19 protein-coding genes and 1 pseudogene are annotated in these 14,600 nt (G+C 55.0%); 7 read left to right on the top strand and 13 right to left on the bottom strand.

What is annotated here, in order from left to right; genetic code table 11:
• Positions 1-5: 5 nt before the first annotated feature.
• The 13 genes and pseudogenes from HY788_05750 to HY788_05690 form a co-directional block, all read right to left on the bottom strand.
• The gene (locus HY788_05750; GenBank protein ID MBI4773673.1) at positions 6-881 is read right to left on the bottom strand and encodes a YicC family protein; all 876 of its coding nucleotides are present in this window, start codon (positions 879-881) and stop codon (positions 6-8) included.
• Complete coding sequence (locus tag HY788_05745) at positions 878-1,423, bottom strand: DUF4416 family protein (protein ID MBI4773672.1); 546 nt, start codon at positions 1,421-1,423, stop codon at positions 878-880. Before HY788_05745 ends, HY788_05750 begins: the two co-directional genes overlap by 4 nt.
• 77 nt (positions 1,424-1,500) lie before the next feature.
• Positions 1,501-2,646, bottom strand: a complete 1,146-nt coding sequence (locus HY788_05740) for a glycosyltransferase family 9 protein (GenBank protein MBI4773671.1) — start codon at positions 2,644-2,646, stop codon at positions 1,501-1,503.
• Positions 2,619-3,839: a glycosyltransferase family 4 protein gene (locus HY788_05735; protein ID MBI4773670.1), complete on the bottom strand. Its 1,221-nt coding sequence runs from the start codon at positions 3,837-3,839 to the stop codon at positions 2,619-2,621. The genes HY788_05740 and HY788_05735 overlap by 28 nt, the downstream gene beginning before the upstream one ends.
• Positions 3,836-4,588, bottom strand: a complete 753-nt coding sequence (locus HY788_05730) for a polysaccharide deacetylase family protein (GenBank protein MBI4773669.1) — start codon at positions 4,586-4,588, stop codon at positions 3,836-3,838. Before HY788_05730 ends, HY788_05735 begins: the two co-directional genes overlap by 4 nt.
• Positions 4,585-5,640: a glycosyltransferase gene (locus HY788_05725; protein ID MBI4773668.1), complete on the bottom strand. Its 1,056-nt coding sequence runs from the start codon at positions 5,638-5,640 to the stop codon at positions 4,585-4,587. Before HY788_05725 ends, HY788_05730 begins: the two co-directional genes overlap by 4 nt.
• A complete protein-coding gene (locus HY788_05720; GenBank protein MBI4773667.1) occupies positions 5,573-6,250 on the bottom strand; it encodes an SDR family oxidoreductase in 678 nt (225 codons plus the stop codon). Before HY788_05720 ends, HY788_05725 begins: the two co-directional genes overlap by 68 nt.
• A gap of 323 nt (positions 6,251-6,573) precedes the next feature.
• A pseudogene (locus HY788_05715) lies at positions 6,574-6,780 on the bottom strand (acetyl-CoA C-acyltransferase).
• Positions 6,781-7,417: 637 nt separating this feature from the next.
• Positions 7,418-7,744, bottom strand: a complete 327-nt coding sequence (locus HY788_05710) for a carboxymuconolactone decarboxylase family protein (GenBank protein ID MBI4773666.1) — start codon at positions 7,742-7,744, stop codon at positions 7,418-7,420.
• Positions 7,745-8,013: 269 nt separating this feature from the next.
• Positions 8,014-8,427, bottom strand: a complete 414-nt coding sequence (locus HY788_05705) for a response regulator (GenBank protein ID MBI4773665.1) — start codon at positions 8,425-8,427, stop codon at positions 8,014-8,016.
• A 124-nt stretch (positions 8,428-8,551) separates the two neighbouring features.
• Entirely contained in the window at positions 8,552-8,911 is a 360-nt protein-coding gene (locus tag HY788_05700) for a NifB/NifX family molybdenum-iron cluster-binding protein (GenBank protein MBI4773664.1), read from the bottom strand.
• Positions 8,908-9,345: an iron-sulfur cluster assembly scaffold protein gene (locus HY788_05695; GenBank protein MBI4773663.1), complete on the bottom strand. Its 438-nt coding sequence runs from the start codon at positions 9,343-9,345 to the stop codon at positions 8,908-8,910. The genes HY788_05700 and HY788_05695 overlap by 4 nt, the downstream gene beginning before the upstream one ends.
• A 145-nt stretch (positions 9,346-9,490) precedes the next feature.
• On the bottom strand, positions 9,491-9,838 hold the full coding sequence (locus HY788_05690) for a dinitrogenase iron-molybdenum cofactor biosynthesis protein (GenBank protein ID MBI4773662.1): 348 nt from the start codon (positions 9,836-9,838) through the stop codon (positions 9,491-9,493).
• A 353-nt stretch (positions 9,839-10,191) separates the two neighbouring features.
• Here HY788_05690 and HY788_05685 point away from each other — a divergent pair, with 353 nt between their 5' ends.
• The 7 genes from HY788_05685 to HY788_05655 all read left to right on the top strand — a co-directional run bounded on the left by HY788_05685 (position 10,192) and on the right by HY788_05655 (position 14,353).
• On the top strand, positions 10,192-11,169 hold the full coding sequence (locus tag HY788_05685; GenBank protein MBI4773661.1) for a biotin--[acetyl-CoA-carboxylase] ligase: 978 nt from the start codon (positions 10,192-10,194) through the stop codon (positions 11,167-11,169).
• Between the two features lie 370 nt (positions 11,170-11,539).
• Entirely contained in the window at positions 11,540-11,998 is a 459-nt protein-coding gene (locus HY788_05680; GenBank protein MBI4773660.1) for a hypothetical protein, read from the top strand.
• A gap of 15 nt (positions 11,999-12,013) precedes the next feature.
• Entirely contained in the window at positions 12,014-13,192 is a 1,179-nt protein-coding gene (locus HY788_05675; GenBank protein ID MBI4773659.1) for a YeeE/YedE family protein, read from the top strand.
• 106 nt (positions 13,193-13,298) lie between these two features.
• Positions 13,299-13,538, top strand: coding sequence for a sulfurtransferase TusA family protein (locus HY788_05670; protein MBI4773658.1), 240 nt, complete (start codon positions 13,299-13,301; stop codon positions 13,536-13,538).
• Positions 13,539-13,548: 10 nt separating this feature from the next.
• Positions 13,549-13,860, top strand: a complete 312-nt coding sequence (locus HY788_05665) for a hypothetical protein (protein ID MBI4773657.1) — start codon at positions 13,549-13,551, stop codon at positions 13,858-13,860.
• Between the two features lie 16 nt (positions 13,861-13,876).
• Positions 13,877-14,167: a hypothetical protein gene (locus HY788_05660; GenBank protein ID MBI4773656.1), complete on the top strand. Its 291-nt coding sequence runs from the start codon at positions 13,877-13,879 to the stop codon at positions 14,165-14,167.
• A 12-nt stretch (positions 14,168-14,179) separates the two neighbouring features.
• On the top strand, positions 14,180-14,353 hold the full coding sequence (locus HY788_05655) for a hypothetical protein (GenBank protein MBI4773655.1): 174 nt from the start codon (positions 14,180-14,182) through the stop codon (positions 14,351-14,353).
• The last annotated feature ends 247 nt before the right edge of the window (positions 14,354-14,600 follow it).

Raw genomic sequence — 14,600 nt, 5'->3', positions numbered from 1 at the left:
CCTAGCTATTCCACATTCTGGATTTGTTCGCGTAACTTCTCAATTTCACTTTTAGCGTCCACGACCCAATGAGCAATTTCCGCATCCTGGGCTTTCGAGCCGATCGTGTTGATTTCACGATGCAACTCCTGAATAAGAAACTCGAGTTTTCGCCCTGAGGGCTCTTCACGATTCATCAGAGTTTTGAACTGGCGGACATGACTTCCGATTCGAACCACTTCCTCCGTGATGTCACATTTTTCAGCCATAAAGGCCGCTTCCTGGATGATACGGTCCTTGTCCGCCTCGAGACCGCTGGTAAGCTCTTTAATGCGTTCGGTCATTTTCTCGACATAGACACGCGTAACTACTTCCGAACGCCCTTTGATGTGCTCCGTAAGGTCCGAGATCATCTGCACGCGGTGTGACAGATCTTCGGAAATGGTCTGCCCCTCCCGCAATCGCATCCGGTTAATAGAGTCCAGCGCCCGATTCAAACCCTCGGACAGGCTCTCCCAAACCCTCTCCAAATCTTCTTCGGGGGGCTGCACTACCAAAATGTCTTTCAGACGCCCGAACAAAGCAAGGTCGATGTCGCCCGGAATTTGCAATTCTTTTCTCAGCAGGGCGAATCCGTCCAGATACTGCCGGGCGAGTCCCAAGTTGACCTGAAGATTTGGTTTATTCGTTTCCAGGCCTGCCGAGGTCAGCGAAAGCTGAATCCTGCCGCGATCAATCCGCGTGCTGACCGCCTGCCGGATCTGGTCCTCCAGCTCTCTCAAATGGAAAGGAAGACGAACTGAAATATCCCGAAACCGACCGTTTACCGTACGAATCTCGAGTGTGTACTCGACTCCGTCCAATAAAACGGATTCTCGTGAAAACGCGGTCATGCTTTTCATGATTCGGAAACCGTTCTCAGAGCCTTTAGCTGCTGTCCGTACGTTCTGCGGATGCGGTTCATATACGTGATAACCTCTTCGCGAGCGTAATCGGGGTAAGTCCAAGGGAGAGGGTGATATGATTTACTCTGATACATTAATGTCAAATCCGCAAAAATGCTCCTGCCAAGATAAATCCTATGGGCGCGTTCCTTGCCCGTGGCCAAAACCAAGCTTCCCTGCGTCAATAGGCCCGGGTCTATATTGACGGTCCTTCTTCCCGAAAGGGAAAGCGCTTGTTCGAGATCGTTCGTCAGCCATTTAATTTCGGGCAGCCGATCCGCCTGCACGAGCCGATCAAAAGAAAAAAACCTTCGGACCAGCGGGGCGCCCATTTCCGATGAATAATAATCCGTCCACTCAAACGGACCAACATCGCTGACGAAATCGGCAGGGCCGAATTCCTTTTCGAGTTGCTCTCCGGCCTTCAGTATGTTTTCATCAGCGTTCCCCAGGATACTCGCCACAAGCTTGGCCGGAGGCGGAACGCGCGGCGAACTCAAAACTCACCTCCTGATGCTGTTTCCCTGTACCGCCCTCCTATCTATTCAAATGAGATTCGAAAATCAAGGAAAAGATATCAAAGAATCTCCTTCGTCCGACCATTGTTCAGAATCGCTCGAAAACGAGTCGAAATCCGTTCCCACACATCGTCCACTTCAATGGCCTTGAGGCACACGTTGTCCGGGCACTTCCGATTCGTACACTTGGGTTCCGCGCACACCTCCTCTTTCCGATACAACACTTCGACCTGACCAACCCTGTATGGTCCGATGCGAGCAGGGTGGTCCGCGCCTATGAGGGCCAGGGTAGGCACCTCGAGAGAGAACCCCATGTGCATGGGCCCACTGTCGGTGGTTACGAGCAAGTCACACTGTTTCAGCATTCCCGCTACAACGGAAAGGTCATAGAGACCGTTGGTGGCAAAAGAAGGAGCACGAATGGCCCGAGCGATGCTGTCGCCCAAATCGGCCTCCCGGGCGCCACAGAATACAATGAAGCCGGCCTCGTATTCCGCCGTCAAGCGGTCGGCGATTTCGACGAACCGTTTCCAGGGCCACCACTTGTAGGAGCCGGAGCCGGCCGGATGAAGCCCAACCAGCGGTCCTTTTATGTTCCCAAGGTGACGTCTCACGATCTCGGCGGCGGCGACATCCGTTTCCGGCGAAGTCACCAAATCCATGTGGACGCCGTGAGCCTCCGCCCCTATGCGTCGGACCAGTTCCAACCTTCGTTCGATGGTGTGCAGAAACGGATCCACGATATCGACAGGGTCGGACGTCAGAAACCTGAACTTGCTGGTGCCCATACCGATGATGGTTTCCGTTCCCGCGAGATAGCACATGGGAACGGACTCCGGATCGTTCCCGTGTAGAATTACGGCGACGTCGTAGCCGACGTCCCGCAGTTCCCGGATCAGGCTTTTCATACCGTAAAACTTGCTTCTGGACAGATGAATCTGATCGATATGCGGATTACGGTGCACGAGCGACTGGTAGCGCGCGTCACATACCAGTCCCACATGGCGGTCCGGATAGGACTTCTTCACGGCCCGTATGGCAGGCGTGGAAAGGAGAGTATCCCCTATGGCGGTATTCGAAACGAGCAGAATTCGCCGTATCGAATCCAAGTTGCGACAGGAGAGCGGAATCAGCGGCCTTTTCTTCACTTGACGTTTGAAATAAGCTCGAGTACCCGCTAGAACGGTCTTGTTCCAGAGTCCCACTTCTTGCTTTCCATCAATTCGTCGTAGGTAGATTCCGTTTTTTCAGCCACCACGGGCCATGAGAAATTCCGGACCACTTCTTCCCTCGCATTTGCGCCCAGACGCAGGCATTCATCCCGGCGTGCGAGCAACTCCAAAATTCGCACGGCCAGTTCGTTCGAATCGTCGGCGCTGTCCATGAGTATGCCCGTTCTTTCGTGGGAGACCAGTTCCGGGATACCTCCCAGACGAGTCGTCACGACCGGCAGTCGCGCCGCCATGGCTTCGAGCAGAACCGAAGGAAATCCCTCTTCCAGCTGGGAAGGGCATACGCAGAGGTCTCCAAGGCCGTAGTAGAAATGCATTTCATCGGGTCGGACGAACCCCGTGATTACGACCCGATGTTCATGGTTCGAGATCATCTGCATCAGGCGCCTGTAATAATCCGTCTTACGATCGGCTCGATTCCTGCCAAAATGCGTGCCGCCCACCAACAGCAGCATCACGTCCTTGCAGGCATCGCTCTGGAAAACGGTTCGCATGGCTTGAAACAGGACGCTGACTCCTTTGTTTTCCCGCAGCTTCCCCGTATAGAGTATGACCCGTTTCCCATCGAGCCCGTACCTCCGTCTCAGTTCGCGAACTCGCTCCTCTTTTCCGGAAGGCGAGTAACAGTCCGTGTCAACGCCGTTGGGCAAGACCGCTAACCGCTTTGCACCCCTTGCCAGCCGATCCCGCTCCCGCTCTAGAACAAATCGGCTGACCGCCAGAAAGAGATCGACGGGAATGGACCACTCACCCTCGGGACGTTCATACTTGCCAAGGTAATTGTACAGGTTGTGCATCTGTAGAATGATGGGCACTTGGGAGGGAAGGTAACGGCGCAGGTGAGCCGCGATTAAGGGTCTGTTCTGAACATGGACCAGATCGGGCTTCGTTTTCTCCAGATGGTTCAACACTCGTTTGACGTATCGGTTGTCCGGCCGGTGAAACAACTCAGCCACCCTGCGACTCAGTCGTCCCGAAGCGATCCGGACGTAGTCCACTCCGTTTCTGGTTTCGCGACGGGGTAACTCCGGATCGGTGGGGCTGTACACCGTACAACGATACCGGCCCATTCGCCGGCACACATTCTCTATCCAGTTCTCCGTAGCTCCGCCTCGTATGGGGGGGATGGGGGTCAGCTCGGGTCCGATCATGGCGACGTGTTTCATGACGCGCACCCTTTTCGACGTCGCTCCCGCCAACTCTCCAGATGGTACCATTCGGTAAGGTAATAGGCGAATTTCAACAACTTGATCGCGCCGTTGACTTTAACGCAATGAAGCGTGAACAGGTCCTTTTTCGCATGCCGGTTGTCCGTATGTACCACACGGGCGGCCTTGTAGCCCGCATCACGGACCATTTCGACCGAAGATTCGTCATAATCGCCATACGGATAACAGAAGCCGTCCACTTCGGCCTGCAGTACGTTCTCGATGTCTTGCTTGGATCGGAAGATCTCTTCCCGCGCTGACTCGGGAGGCACGCGCACCAGACAACTATGCCGGCACGTGTGGGAACCGAAGGAGAAACCTTCCTTGTGCAGCTCCCGAACCTGGTCCCGATTCATCAGAGGGACCACTTGGTCGGGGTCGGAAATCCAACTGCTTCTTTCCCCGATAAAATCGGAAACAAGAAAAATAGTTGCGGTAAGACCGTTTTGTTTCAGAATGGGGGCGGCAACTCGATAGTTATCCAGATAACCGTCGTCAAACGTGACCATGACGGGCTTGGGCGGTAAAACGCCTTGCTCGTCAAAGAACGCCGCCAACTCGCGAAAGGATATTGTTTGGTACCCGCGGATGCTCAACCATCGCATCTGTTCCGCGAAAGCCGAAGGAGACACTCCCTTGGTCGGGTGAAGTCCCTCGTCCACACGGTGATAGTACAATATGGGCACCCGGACCGAACGCGTCTTCATGTGCTTTCGAGGATCTCCTCGTAAATTTCCAGCGTGCTCCTGACGTTTTCCTCCAGCGTAGGCAACTCGCCCGGCGCCACTCTACCCTGCTCGATCGCGCTCTCGAGTGCGGTTGCCGCCGCCGCGATGTCCAGCGGGTTCTCGAGTATGTACCCGTTTACGCCTTCTTTGATGAGTTCGGAAAAACCATTCATCCGGGTGGTCACCACCGGCAACCCAAAGGCCGCCGCCTCGAGACAAGCATTGCTGAAAGGTTCATAGAGGGTGGGTAAAATGAAACACCTCGCGCGCCTGTAAAAGGGCGCTACGTTCTTTTGAGGTCCGCAAAACAGCACGCGGTCCGCCACTCCTGATCGTGAAGCGAGCTTTTCAAATCTGCCGGGACGATCTTTCCCCACCACCAGCAACTTAACTCGCGAATCCCCCAGTAGAGCCAGACATTGGATGGCCGTGGCAAGGCCCTTTCGTTCATAACCGGAACCCACGAACAAGGCGAAGCGATCCGCTGGGTTTCCGACGGAGAGAGGTTCAGAGGGCGCGTCCAACAAGTCGGGATTGAAACCATTGTGAATCACCCGAATCCTGCGGGTGTCCACTCCGTAGTGAGCCATAATCTCAGCCTTGCCCCGGTTCGAGTTCGCGATGACCTTTTTTAGGGCCGGCTCGGAAAAAAGCCTTTTTTCCAAATACAGATAGGTCAGATGGAGTGGATTAAATCCATACGAGACACGTTTCAGGGCAGGATCGGCTTTCGCCCTCTGAATCAGCCATTCTTTGTGGCACCCGTCTCCCGCCCTGTAGACATCCTGTCCCAACGTCCTCTCGAAGCTGTGGACAATGTCATACTCATTTCCGGACGTCAATCGTTTACAAGCCATCGCAAACCAGAGAATCTGAAGAAAAGCCGGTCCACGGGGCGCCGCGACACGATGGAAGCGGATGTTCTCACCCTCGGACTTCCACCGGCTTGCGAGCATATGCACTTCATGCCCGCTTTCGTTCAGCCTGCGGGCGAGGGCGGGTTTGCAGTATCTGTTTGAGGGTGTTTTCATTGCTCCACATCGGTTTGCTGAAATCCGTCCGAATGACGCTCGGGGCAACGGCGTTTACCTGTATATTCGAGGCGGCCAATTCCTTGGCCAAAACCTTGGTCAGCATATCCACGCCCGCTTTGGCGACGCAATAGATGCCGAGACCGAATGTGGCCCTCTGGCCGGCAATGGAGGACACATTGACGATCTTGCCTCCCCCGCGTTCCTTCATCGATTTTACCGCCTCTTTGGTGCAGAGGAAGACGCCTGTAAGATTCGTCTCGATCGTCTTGGTCCAAAGCTTCTCGTCCGCTTCCGACACCATGGGCGTGAAAATGTTCATTCCCACATTGTTAACCAGTATGTCTATACCTTGTAACCTCTCCCTAACCGCCGCGAACACTTCCGAGATCTGTTGGGTGTCCCCCACCTTGGCCGTCATGCCCATCGACTCGATGCCCGCGGCTTGAAATTCCTCCAGGGCGGCGTCCACATTTTCCTGTTTGCGACCGAAAACAGCCACCTTGGCTCCCGAACGGCCTAAGGCCAGCGCCAGGGCTTTTCCCAGACCGCGGGTTCCTCCTGTCACCACAGCCACCTTACCTGCAAGATCCACCTTCATTCCTTGCATGATCTCCTCCTCGGGTTCTCACCATGTTGAAGGACATTCATCTCACCGAGTACAACCTTTGTCTTCACTCGAGGATGTTCAACACCCCTTCGACGAACAGGGAAGAACGCCTCCGCCGCTGCAGGCAAAGGTCGCACGTATTCACGTGAACCCCCGGCGAAGGAAAGCCGTTCACTCGAAGGCTACTCGTTTCTTCCCCGATCCTCTTTTCCTAATAACCAGGATGACGTCTTCGGCGTCGGAGACGCCTGAAACGTGCTCCGGTTCACCGGACCACGTTTCCATCAGATGCTGCATCGAACACGTTGCGGTCGAGTGCAGTGCTATTCCGCCTCCAGGATAACAGCCGCTCCCATGCCTCCTCCCACGCAGAGCGTGTCCAGGCCCAATTGGTTTGATCTTCTGCTCATTTCACTAAGAAGCGAAATCATGATTCGCGCTCCGGTGCATCCCACTGGATGGCCGAGACCGATTCCGCTACCGTTCACATTGACAATGTCCCGGTTGAGACCGAGGGCCTTCTCGCATGCCGGATCCGGCCAATTCAAATGCACGGAGTGCGGCCAGGCCGCCGCCGAACTTTCCTATGGGGGTTCGCGCGCCCGACACCAAAACTATATCTGTCTTCTTTTTCACTAAATCCTCCTTTACCATCGCTTCAACACTATCTTCAAATTCGAGAGGATGTTTCGAGACTTAAATGCATACTATAGCGGAACTTGGCATGAATGGCCATTCATTTCTTGCCACGCACCTGTCCATCGTTCTTCGCGGCAGATCTCCGGATCGGATCGGTAGACATGCAAAAACGGAAGGTTACCGGTGACGAACGGCGATGGATCGGCAGGCGAGAAGCACCCCTCCGAAAGCTGCCTGTACGACCTCTCTGCGGGAGGCGCCCCACCCTTTTCGGAAAACCCCTCACCCGGGAGTCGGCTCGGGGAGCGGCGGCGACCTGAAAGGGGTTCAATAGGAAATCCGGACAAGGTCCAAGGGAGATCATTCAAGACTTCCCTCGGCGGAATGAGACCTCTCCGCCTGCGCGTCCGAGAGTGGATGAAATCTCTTCCTTTTCCTGATTAAAAGAGGGAAAGCGATCCCTCGCAGCCCCAAGGCGAGGCCTGCGAATCGACCGACAACGGCCTTTCGCAAGTTCGGCTTTTGGACTCAGTTTCCTTGAGACGTGATTACATCCTCCGCCCAGCTCAAGGCAGCCGACACTGTGGGAAATCCAATCGTACTGGTCACCAGAATAATGGCATGGCGGATTTCGTCCGGGGAGGCTCCAGATTGGAGCGCCCTTCGGACATGACTGTGGACCGCGCCCTCGGATCGCAAGGCCGTAGCAGCGCCCAGTTGAATCAGGTGGGCGGTCTTCTCATTCAGGGGCCCTTCCTTGTGCGCCGCCTTGCCTAGTTCTTCAACCGCTTCCATATACGCTTTGTGCCTTGTCCGTATGGTGTCGAACCACTTGGGCATGCCTTTCTCCGACATGAGCCTCGCCCTCCTTTTAGTCATTGGAAATGCATTCTTCCGGTCTTATCCTGCATAATCAAACATTCTAACACACCGCTCGTTCCCGCGGACACAGAATCCTTATAAAAAAGGAAGTTGGTTGGCGTGGAAAATACTTAGCAGGGGATTCAAAAGGGGCTTTCCGTTACTGCGTCCCGGCGCGGTGTATGCGGAGCAAGAGGAAAATTCCCGGGATCGCCGAGATCAACATAAACAATGAAGGGGGGTGATACGGAAGGGATTCAGTCTCAGCGAGCCAACGAACCCGCGGTGGGAACGGTTAATTTCCAGATGGACTCGAAACCGTCCAAAAGGGTGTTCAACGTCTCCGGGTCCGGCTTCGTCCCCACGTGGCCCACGATGCCCAGGCTTTCCATACGGTCGTGAATTTCGTTCGCATCCATGTCGGTGATCACACCACAACAGGTAAAAGGAGAAACCCGGACCACTTCCTTCACAAGATCTCTCCCCGGCCATATCTCGACTTCATCGTGAACCAGCACCAGGTCGTACCTGTTGTTCCGTATACGTTGAACGGCTTCGTCCGCCTGAGTACAGAAGTCCACCCCGTAGCCGCGGTCTTCCAGCACGGGCATCATCCAGTCCGCAATATCTCGATTCGGTTCCACTACCAGAACCCGAATCTCCGGAGTTTTCTTCATAACGATTTCGTCAACCGATTTTCGCATACGGCAGTTTGCCGGCGGATTCTCTTGTGACCGATTGATACCCTCCGCGTCCGATCCGGATAGGGGAGGGGTCTCATGGATGTACCGGGGTCGCCGGCTACCATCCGCCTTCCACGTCCGCTTTATCGGCCACGGGCAACTTCCCGTCCAGGAAATCAGCGATGGTTTGTTTGACCGTTCCGCTTGCATTGTTGGCCACTTTGATCCCCGCCTTTTTCAACACCTCGAAGGCATTGGGGCCGCAGTGACCCGTGATCAGTGCGGTGGCGCCCCGATCCGCCACCCAGGCGGCCGTTTGAATACCCGCCCCTCTGAGAGCATCGGCGTTTTTCGAATTGTCCAGCGTTTCCACTTCACCGGAGTCCGTTTCCACCACGAGTATGTATTTCGCTCTGCCAAATCGTGGATCTACCTCGGATGTGATATCCGGACCCTTCGACGATACGGCGATTTTCATTTCCGTTCACCTTTATCGGTTTGCTTTTGTACGTACTCGTCTACCGCCTTGTGCAATGTTTTCAGGACCAGACGCGCGCAGTGGATCTTCTTCTCCGGCAACCTCTCGACTTCCGCGTAAAGGTCCTCTATGGTCAATTTCCGCGCATCCTCCATGGACCTGCCTTTGGCCAGGCTGACCAGAGCGCATCCGGACGCTATCGCTCCCGGACATCCCAAAACTTGAATTCGAGCGTCACGGATGATTCCCCCGTCGACGTCCAGCGACAATTTCATGGAGTCTCCACAGGGTCCCACCAGATCCGTGACGTGATCCGCGTTCTCCAAAATCCCCAGGCCCGGCGTATCTTCGAGGTATCGGATCGCTTTATCCGAATAGCCGGTTTCCGAAAGCATTCGGGCCATATCAGGGTCCATCTTCTTTGCACTCTCCATACTCTTCCATCCATTTGTCCCTATGAGAAATCAGCCGAGACCTATCAGTCCCATGGACCTAAAACTACCCCCTCATGTCCGCGTTTGCAATTCCAATTTTTCGCTCCCGAGGATACAAACGGCGCGTCCGCGACGAGAGAAGGCTCTATAAGTGGGCGCCGCAGACCTGCTGGTCCGAGATTTCGGGCAGCATCCCCTTCATCCATTGCTCGACCACCGGCCGAATGTTAGGTTCTTCGGCATCAAAATAGACCTGGATGCCCGCCTGACGAAACCCCATGAGGGGCCTCATACCGATACCGCCTACGATGATCGCATTCACACTATAAGAAGCGAGCAGATTGACGGGCACCATGCATCCGCCCTGAACGTGCTCCTGGTTGGCGACGATCTGGACTTCTTTGATGAAATCCCCTTCCACGTGAACCAATGTGAAGGCATCGCAGTGTCCAAAATGTCCGGAACGAACGGCGTCCAGTCCCCCCGGCGCCATTGAAGGTATTGCAACTTTTCCTTGCATAGGCGTTTCTCCTTTATGCCTTTTTGGCGTATTCCGGCGCTGGACGGGTTATTTCATACCCATCAGTCCCAGCGCCTGAGGCTCCCGAAACGGAGCCGCACTCAGGCAGAGCAACATATGTGCCAAAAAAATCTGCTTCTTCATCAAGACTCAACCTATGAATTTTATAAGGACTTTTTCACACGGCATATGTTTATTCCTTTTGAGATGTTGCAAAATGCATCCTGTGTCGATAGCGGAAACTTCAGGATGCACCCTCGACGAAGCCCGCCGATCGCGCAAAAAGGCTTGATATGAACTCAACAAATCAAGTAGGCATTCCAGATATGGAACGACACGAGCAGATTATCGAGGTCCTCCTGGATCGGTCCGCGCCGGTATCCGGCAACGTTTTGGCCGAGACCTTGGGCATATCGCGTACCGCCGTGTGGAAGGCCATCCGGAAGTTGATACGGATGGGATACGGTATCGAGGCCGAGCCCAGGCGCGGCTACCGCGTCGTTCGGACGCCCGACCTTCTCTTCCCGGCGCTGATTCGCCGTCATTCCGACACGCGTATCCTCGCCCGAGACATCCGGTACTTCGATTCGCTCCACTCGACCAATCTTACGGCCAAGGAGGCCGCCATCGAGGGAGCCCGGGACGGCGCCCTGGTCGTTGCTGAAAGCCAAACCGGAGGCCGCGGAAGGCTGAATCGCACCTGGCTGTCTCCCAAGGGCGCCAACCTGTTGTTCTCGATGGTCTTAAGACCCAATATCCCTCCCCAGAGAGTGTTCCGGCTGAACATGACCGCCTCGGTGTCCATAGTGGAGGCGGTACGCGACCTGACTTCACTCGATCCCGGCATCAAATGGCCCAACGATGTATACTTGGGCCCTAGAAAATTGGCCGGCCTGCTGACGGAATTCTCCGTCGCAGGAGAAGCCGTGGAATACGTGGTGGTAGGCATCGGACTGAACGTGAACATGGATCCGGAAGAGTATCCCGAGATCCGGAATGTGGCCACGAGCGTCCGGGCCGAGGTGGGCCATACCGTTTCCAGGCTCGAACTCCTGGGAAAAATCCTGTCCCGCATGGACGTGTGGTATGACAGATTAATCCGGGGAGAAGACCACGGACTGAAAGCGCTTTGGAACTCCTACTCTACGGTCATCGGACGGCAGGTGGAAGTTCGTTCGGCGGATCAGGCCCTTTTGGGTAGGGCCCTCACCATAGACGACGAAGGCGCCCTCATTCTCGAGGATGAGAGCGGAATGCAGCATCGAGTGCTGTGCGGAGATCTCAGTCTCCGCCTCAAGGCTTGAACGCGCCGCCGACGTTCGCACCGGCATCGAAACAAGTACCCGCTCATTCAGGCGTTGGGCCGGGCTTCCGGCAAACGAGACTGTTTCATAATTCGTCATCCCGGCCACGCCCCGCAAAACGGGACGCGAGCCAGGATCCGGGATCGCCTGGACTCCGGATCTTGCTGCATTCGTCCGGAAGGACGTTTCTGAAATTATGAGACGGCCTCAAAGGCAGGCGCGCCCCTGGGTATTTCAAGTTTGACGTCTCCGCGCGCCAAAACCTCTTGCTTTCCCATTTTCACAAACCCCTCTTGATATTCTCCCTGGCGATGTTTATAGTAACTCACTGTTTGAAAAACGCACTTTTTATCTTTTGGGAGGACCACTTATGAAGAAACAGGTTGCGCTGGTGCTTCTGTTCTGCTTCACCTTAGCCTGCGGAGCGGTGTTGTTCGAATTCCAGGCTCGAGCCCAGGAGGCCGAAACGTACAAGGTGGACAAAGAGAAATGCGCCCTGCTGATCCGCTATGGAAAAGACGCCCTCGATCGCGCTCGCTACGAGGAAGCGAAATACTACTTTCAGACCGCCGTGCAGACGGACCCATACAACCCGAAACCATGGAACTGGTACGACCTGGCCTCGTTTTACGCTGCTGCGGACCAGATGAAGAAAGAAGGCAAATACATGGTTCGTCCGACCCAGCCCGCCGAAACTCCTGCTCTCGCGCCTGGTGCGTCGGAAAAGGAAACCATGACTGCTCCGGCTGCTCCTCAGCCGCCTGCCGCTCCTCCCGCTGCCCCCCAGCCGGCGCCCAAGTTCAAGATTGGTCAAGATGAAGGTTGTTAACTCTGGAGGCCTCGCATGTCGGGTGTTATGAAACAGAAGTTCAAAGAAGGATACGATCTCGTTTTTGCTGAACAATGGCCTCCTATGACAGGCGGCATCTGGATCGGGATTTTAAGCGTGCTATGTTTCGCGTGGGACAGGCCTTGGGGCGTGTTCGGCGGAATTCGCGTTTGGGGTGACTGGGTATTCAGCTCCCTCGGGCTGTACGGCACGCCGGGTCTGGATCCTGTTTTATCGACCTCATCCATCCTGAGTTTCGGTTTGGTATTTGGCGCCTTGGGATCCGCATTGCTTTCGAAACAGTTCGCCATACGCATGGCGCCCGGACTCGAGATTATCAAGGGATTCGTGGGCGGTTCATTCATGGGCGTAGGGGCCAGCCTTGCCGGCGGGTGCAACGTGGGCGGATTCTATACGTCCGTGAGCGCTTTTTCCGCCAGCGGCTTGGCCATGATGGTGGGCCTCTTGGCCGGAGCCTACCTCGGTCTGAGGTACTTGCTCTGGGAACTCGAGAAGTTCCCGGCCAAATCCGGAGCGACGGTTTCCAAAGGCTCCACGGAGGGCAAGTTTGACTGGAAAGTGACTCAACCGTGGATCGGTGTTCTCGTGTTCGCCGCAGGCATCTTCATGGCCTACATGTACTCCAAACGAGCCTTTATCAACCTGGGAGGACTGCTTCTGTTCGGAATGGCCTTCGGTCTGGTGATTCAGCGGACGCGGTTTTGCTTTGTTCGCGGCTTTCGAGACCCGTTCATGACGGGTGAAGGCGTGATGGGACGCGCCATCGCCGTCAGTCTCCTCATCAGCATCGTCGGATTCGCTCTCATCAAGTGGAACGGCTTCCGTCCGGAAAGCGCCTATATAATGAACCGCTTCTGGCTCGGAGGACTCCTTGGGGGCGTCATTTTCGGCGTCGGCATGGTGGTGGCCGGAGGCTGCGGCAGCGGAACACTTTGGCGGGTCGGCGAAGGCCACGTAAAGCTCATGTGCGCCCTGATCGCGTTCACCCTGGTCGGTTCGCTTTTTTCCAAGTTTCTCAACGTCACGGGGCTCGTCAACAGGATCGGACTGTCCGTGTTCCTGCCGGCATCCATGGGTTATGTATGGGCTTTTCTTCTCCTTCTGGCCGTTGTGATCGCTTATTATCTGCTGGTCACCTGGAACGAGGAGACGGACAAATTTACAGTTTTCTAACGGTCGGATGAACGGGTCCCGGCGGCGAAGTCCGCATGTGAGAACAGGGCTGCCATGCCGGACCCTCTTCGGGTCAAAATAGATCATTTACTAGGAGGTACACATAATGGCGGAAGACATTAAGCCGAACGAAACGCTGGACTGCCGTGGGCTGAGTTGCCCCATGCCGATTCTGAAAACGAAAAAGGCCATGCAGAAGATGAAATCCGGAGAGATCCTGGAACTCCTCAGCTCCGATCCCGGTACCAAAAACGACATACCCGCATTCGTGAAAAAGGGCGGGCACCAACTGCTGGGAACCAAAGAGGACGAGGGATTCATTCGTTTTTACCTCAAGGTAGGTTAAGGAGGATCGCATGGCCAAGACATTGGGCATTCTCGTCCGTTCAGACAAGTACTTGCGCCACGTCATCGGCCTGGTCAAAGCGGCGGAAAAAGAAGGTATCGACGTTAATGTGTTCCTGACGCATACCGGCGTCTTGCTCACCCAGGTTCCCGAGTTCATTGAACTGTCAAAGACGAAAGCCAATCTGTCGCTGTGCAACGTAGGATACGAAGCTCAGGGGTTGAAAGGAAAACCGGCCCCTGGGGTCCCCGAAACAGGCTTTGCCACGCAAGCCAGAAATGGGGCCATGATCGAAGAATGCGACCGCTATGTCGTGATGTAGACGGGGGACGAATGTAATGGAAGACATCAAACACGTAGCATTCATCATCCGGGAGAAGAAGAACGACTGGGAAGGCGTTCGCTCGAGCCTGGGACTCTCCGTCGAGAATTTCTGGGTGCACACCTTTGTCCTGGATCACGAAGTGGACATGACGGAAGCCATGAAAGAGAACCTCGAATGGCTCGAAGACATGGATTGCGTCTATTATTCGAATCACCCCAAGAACATCGAGAACGGCTTCCAGCCCATCACCATGGATGAACTGGGCCAAAAGCTCAAAGAAATGGACCTGATCATTCCGTTCTAGACGAGGGACCTCATGAAACTGTTGCATCTACTCAAGTCGGAGCCGGATGACACCACCCAAAAGTTGATGGACGCCGTCTCCGAAGGTAACGAAACCACGGTTGAAAAGATGTACGAGGGCGAGCCGGACTACACAAAAATCATCCGCCTCGTTTTTGAAAACGACAAGAACATCTCCTGGTGGTAGTCAAGAAAACCTTGGGTTAGCGAGCAACGCGAGCGTAACCCAACGTGTCCTATGACACGGCATCCAGCGGCCTATGTGCTCGAAATTGTTGGGTTTCGCTTTGCTCAACCCAACCTTGTATATTATATTTAAACCATCCGGATTAGCTACCCGGGTGGGGAGGCTTGTGAGACTGTACCCAACCTTCTGCCTTTGAGTACGTGGCGTAGATAAGCCGCAAGCCTCCATTTCTGTATCTGTTTGAGTC

Source organism: Deltaproteobacteria bacterium, from assembly GCA_016208165.1.
Classification (GTDB): Bacteria; Desulfobacterota; Desulfarculia; order JACQYL01; family JACQYL01; genus JACQYL01.
The sequence above is the reverse complement of the archived record's forward strand: the minus strand, read 5'-3'. Positions and strand labels throughout refer to the sequence as shown.

Coding starts and splice junctions, on each gene's coding strand:
- HY788_05750 (MBI4773673.1), bottom strand. CDS start 881: ATGAAAAGCATGACCGCGTTTTCACGAGAATCCGTTTTATTGGACGGA.
- HY788_05735 (MBI4773670.1), bottom strand. CDS start 3,839: ATGAAACACGTCGCCATGATCGGACCCGAGCTGACCCCCATCCCCCCC.
- HY788_05730 (MBI4773669.1), bottom strand. CDS start 4,588: ATGAAGACGCGTTCGGTCCGGGTGCCCATATTGTACTATCACCGTGTG.
- HY788_05725 (MBI4773668.1), bottom strand. CDS start 5,640: ATGAAAACACCCTCAAACAGATACTGCAAACCCGCCCTCGCCCGCAGG.
- HY788_05720 (MBI4773667.1), bottom strand. CDS start 6,250: ATGCAAGGAATGAAGGTGGATCTTGCAGGTAAGGTGGCTGTGGTGACA.
- HY788_05710 (MBI4773666.1), bottom strand. CDS start 7,744: ATGTCGGAGAAAGGCATGCCCAAGTGGTTCGACACCATACGGACAAGG.
- HY788_05705 (MBI4773665.1), bottom strand. CDS start 8,427: ATGAAGAAAACTCCGGAGATTCGGGTTCTGGTAGTGGAACCGAATCGA.
- HY788_05700 (MBI4773664.1), bottom strand. CDS start 8,911: ATGAAAATCGCCGTATCGTCGAAGGGTCCGGATATCACATCCGAGGTA.
- HY788_05695 (MBI4773663.1), bottom strand. CDS start 9,345: ATGGAGAGTGCAAAGAAGATGGACCCTGATATGGCCCGAATGCTTTCG.
- HY788_05690 (MBI4773662.1), bottom strand. CDS start 9,838: ATGGCGCCGGGGGGACTGGACGCCGTTCGTTCCGGACATTTTGGACAC.
- HY788_05685 (MBI4773661.1), top strand. CDS start 10,192: ATGGAACGACACGAGCAGATTATCGAGGTCCTCCTGGATCGGTCCGCG.
- HY788_05680 (MBI4773660.1), top strand. CDS start 11,540: ATGAAGAAACAGGTTGCGCTGGTGCTTCTGTTCTGCTTCACCTTAGCC.
- HY788_05675 (MBI4773659.1), top strand. CDS start 12,014: ATGTCGGGTGTTATGAAACAGAAGTTCAAAGAAGGATACGATCTCGTT.
- HY788_05670 (MBI4773658.1), top strand. CDS start 13,299: ATGGCGGAAGACATTAAGCCGAACGAAACGCTGGACTGCCGTGGGCTG.
- HY788_05665 (MBI4773657.1), top strand. CDS start 13,549: ATGGCCAAGACATTGGGCATTCTCGTCCGTTCAGACAAGTACTTGCGC.
- HY788_05660 (MBI4773656.1), top strand. CDS start 13,877: ATGGAAGACATCAAACACGTAGCATTCATCATCCGGGAGAAGAAGAAC.
- HY788_05655 (MBI4773655.1), top strand. CDS start 14,180: ATGAAACTGTTGCATCTACTCAAGTCGGAGCCGGATGACACCACCCAA.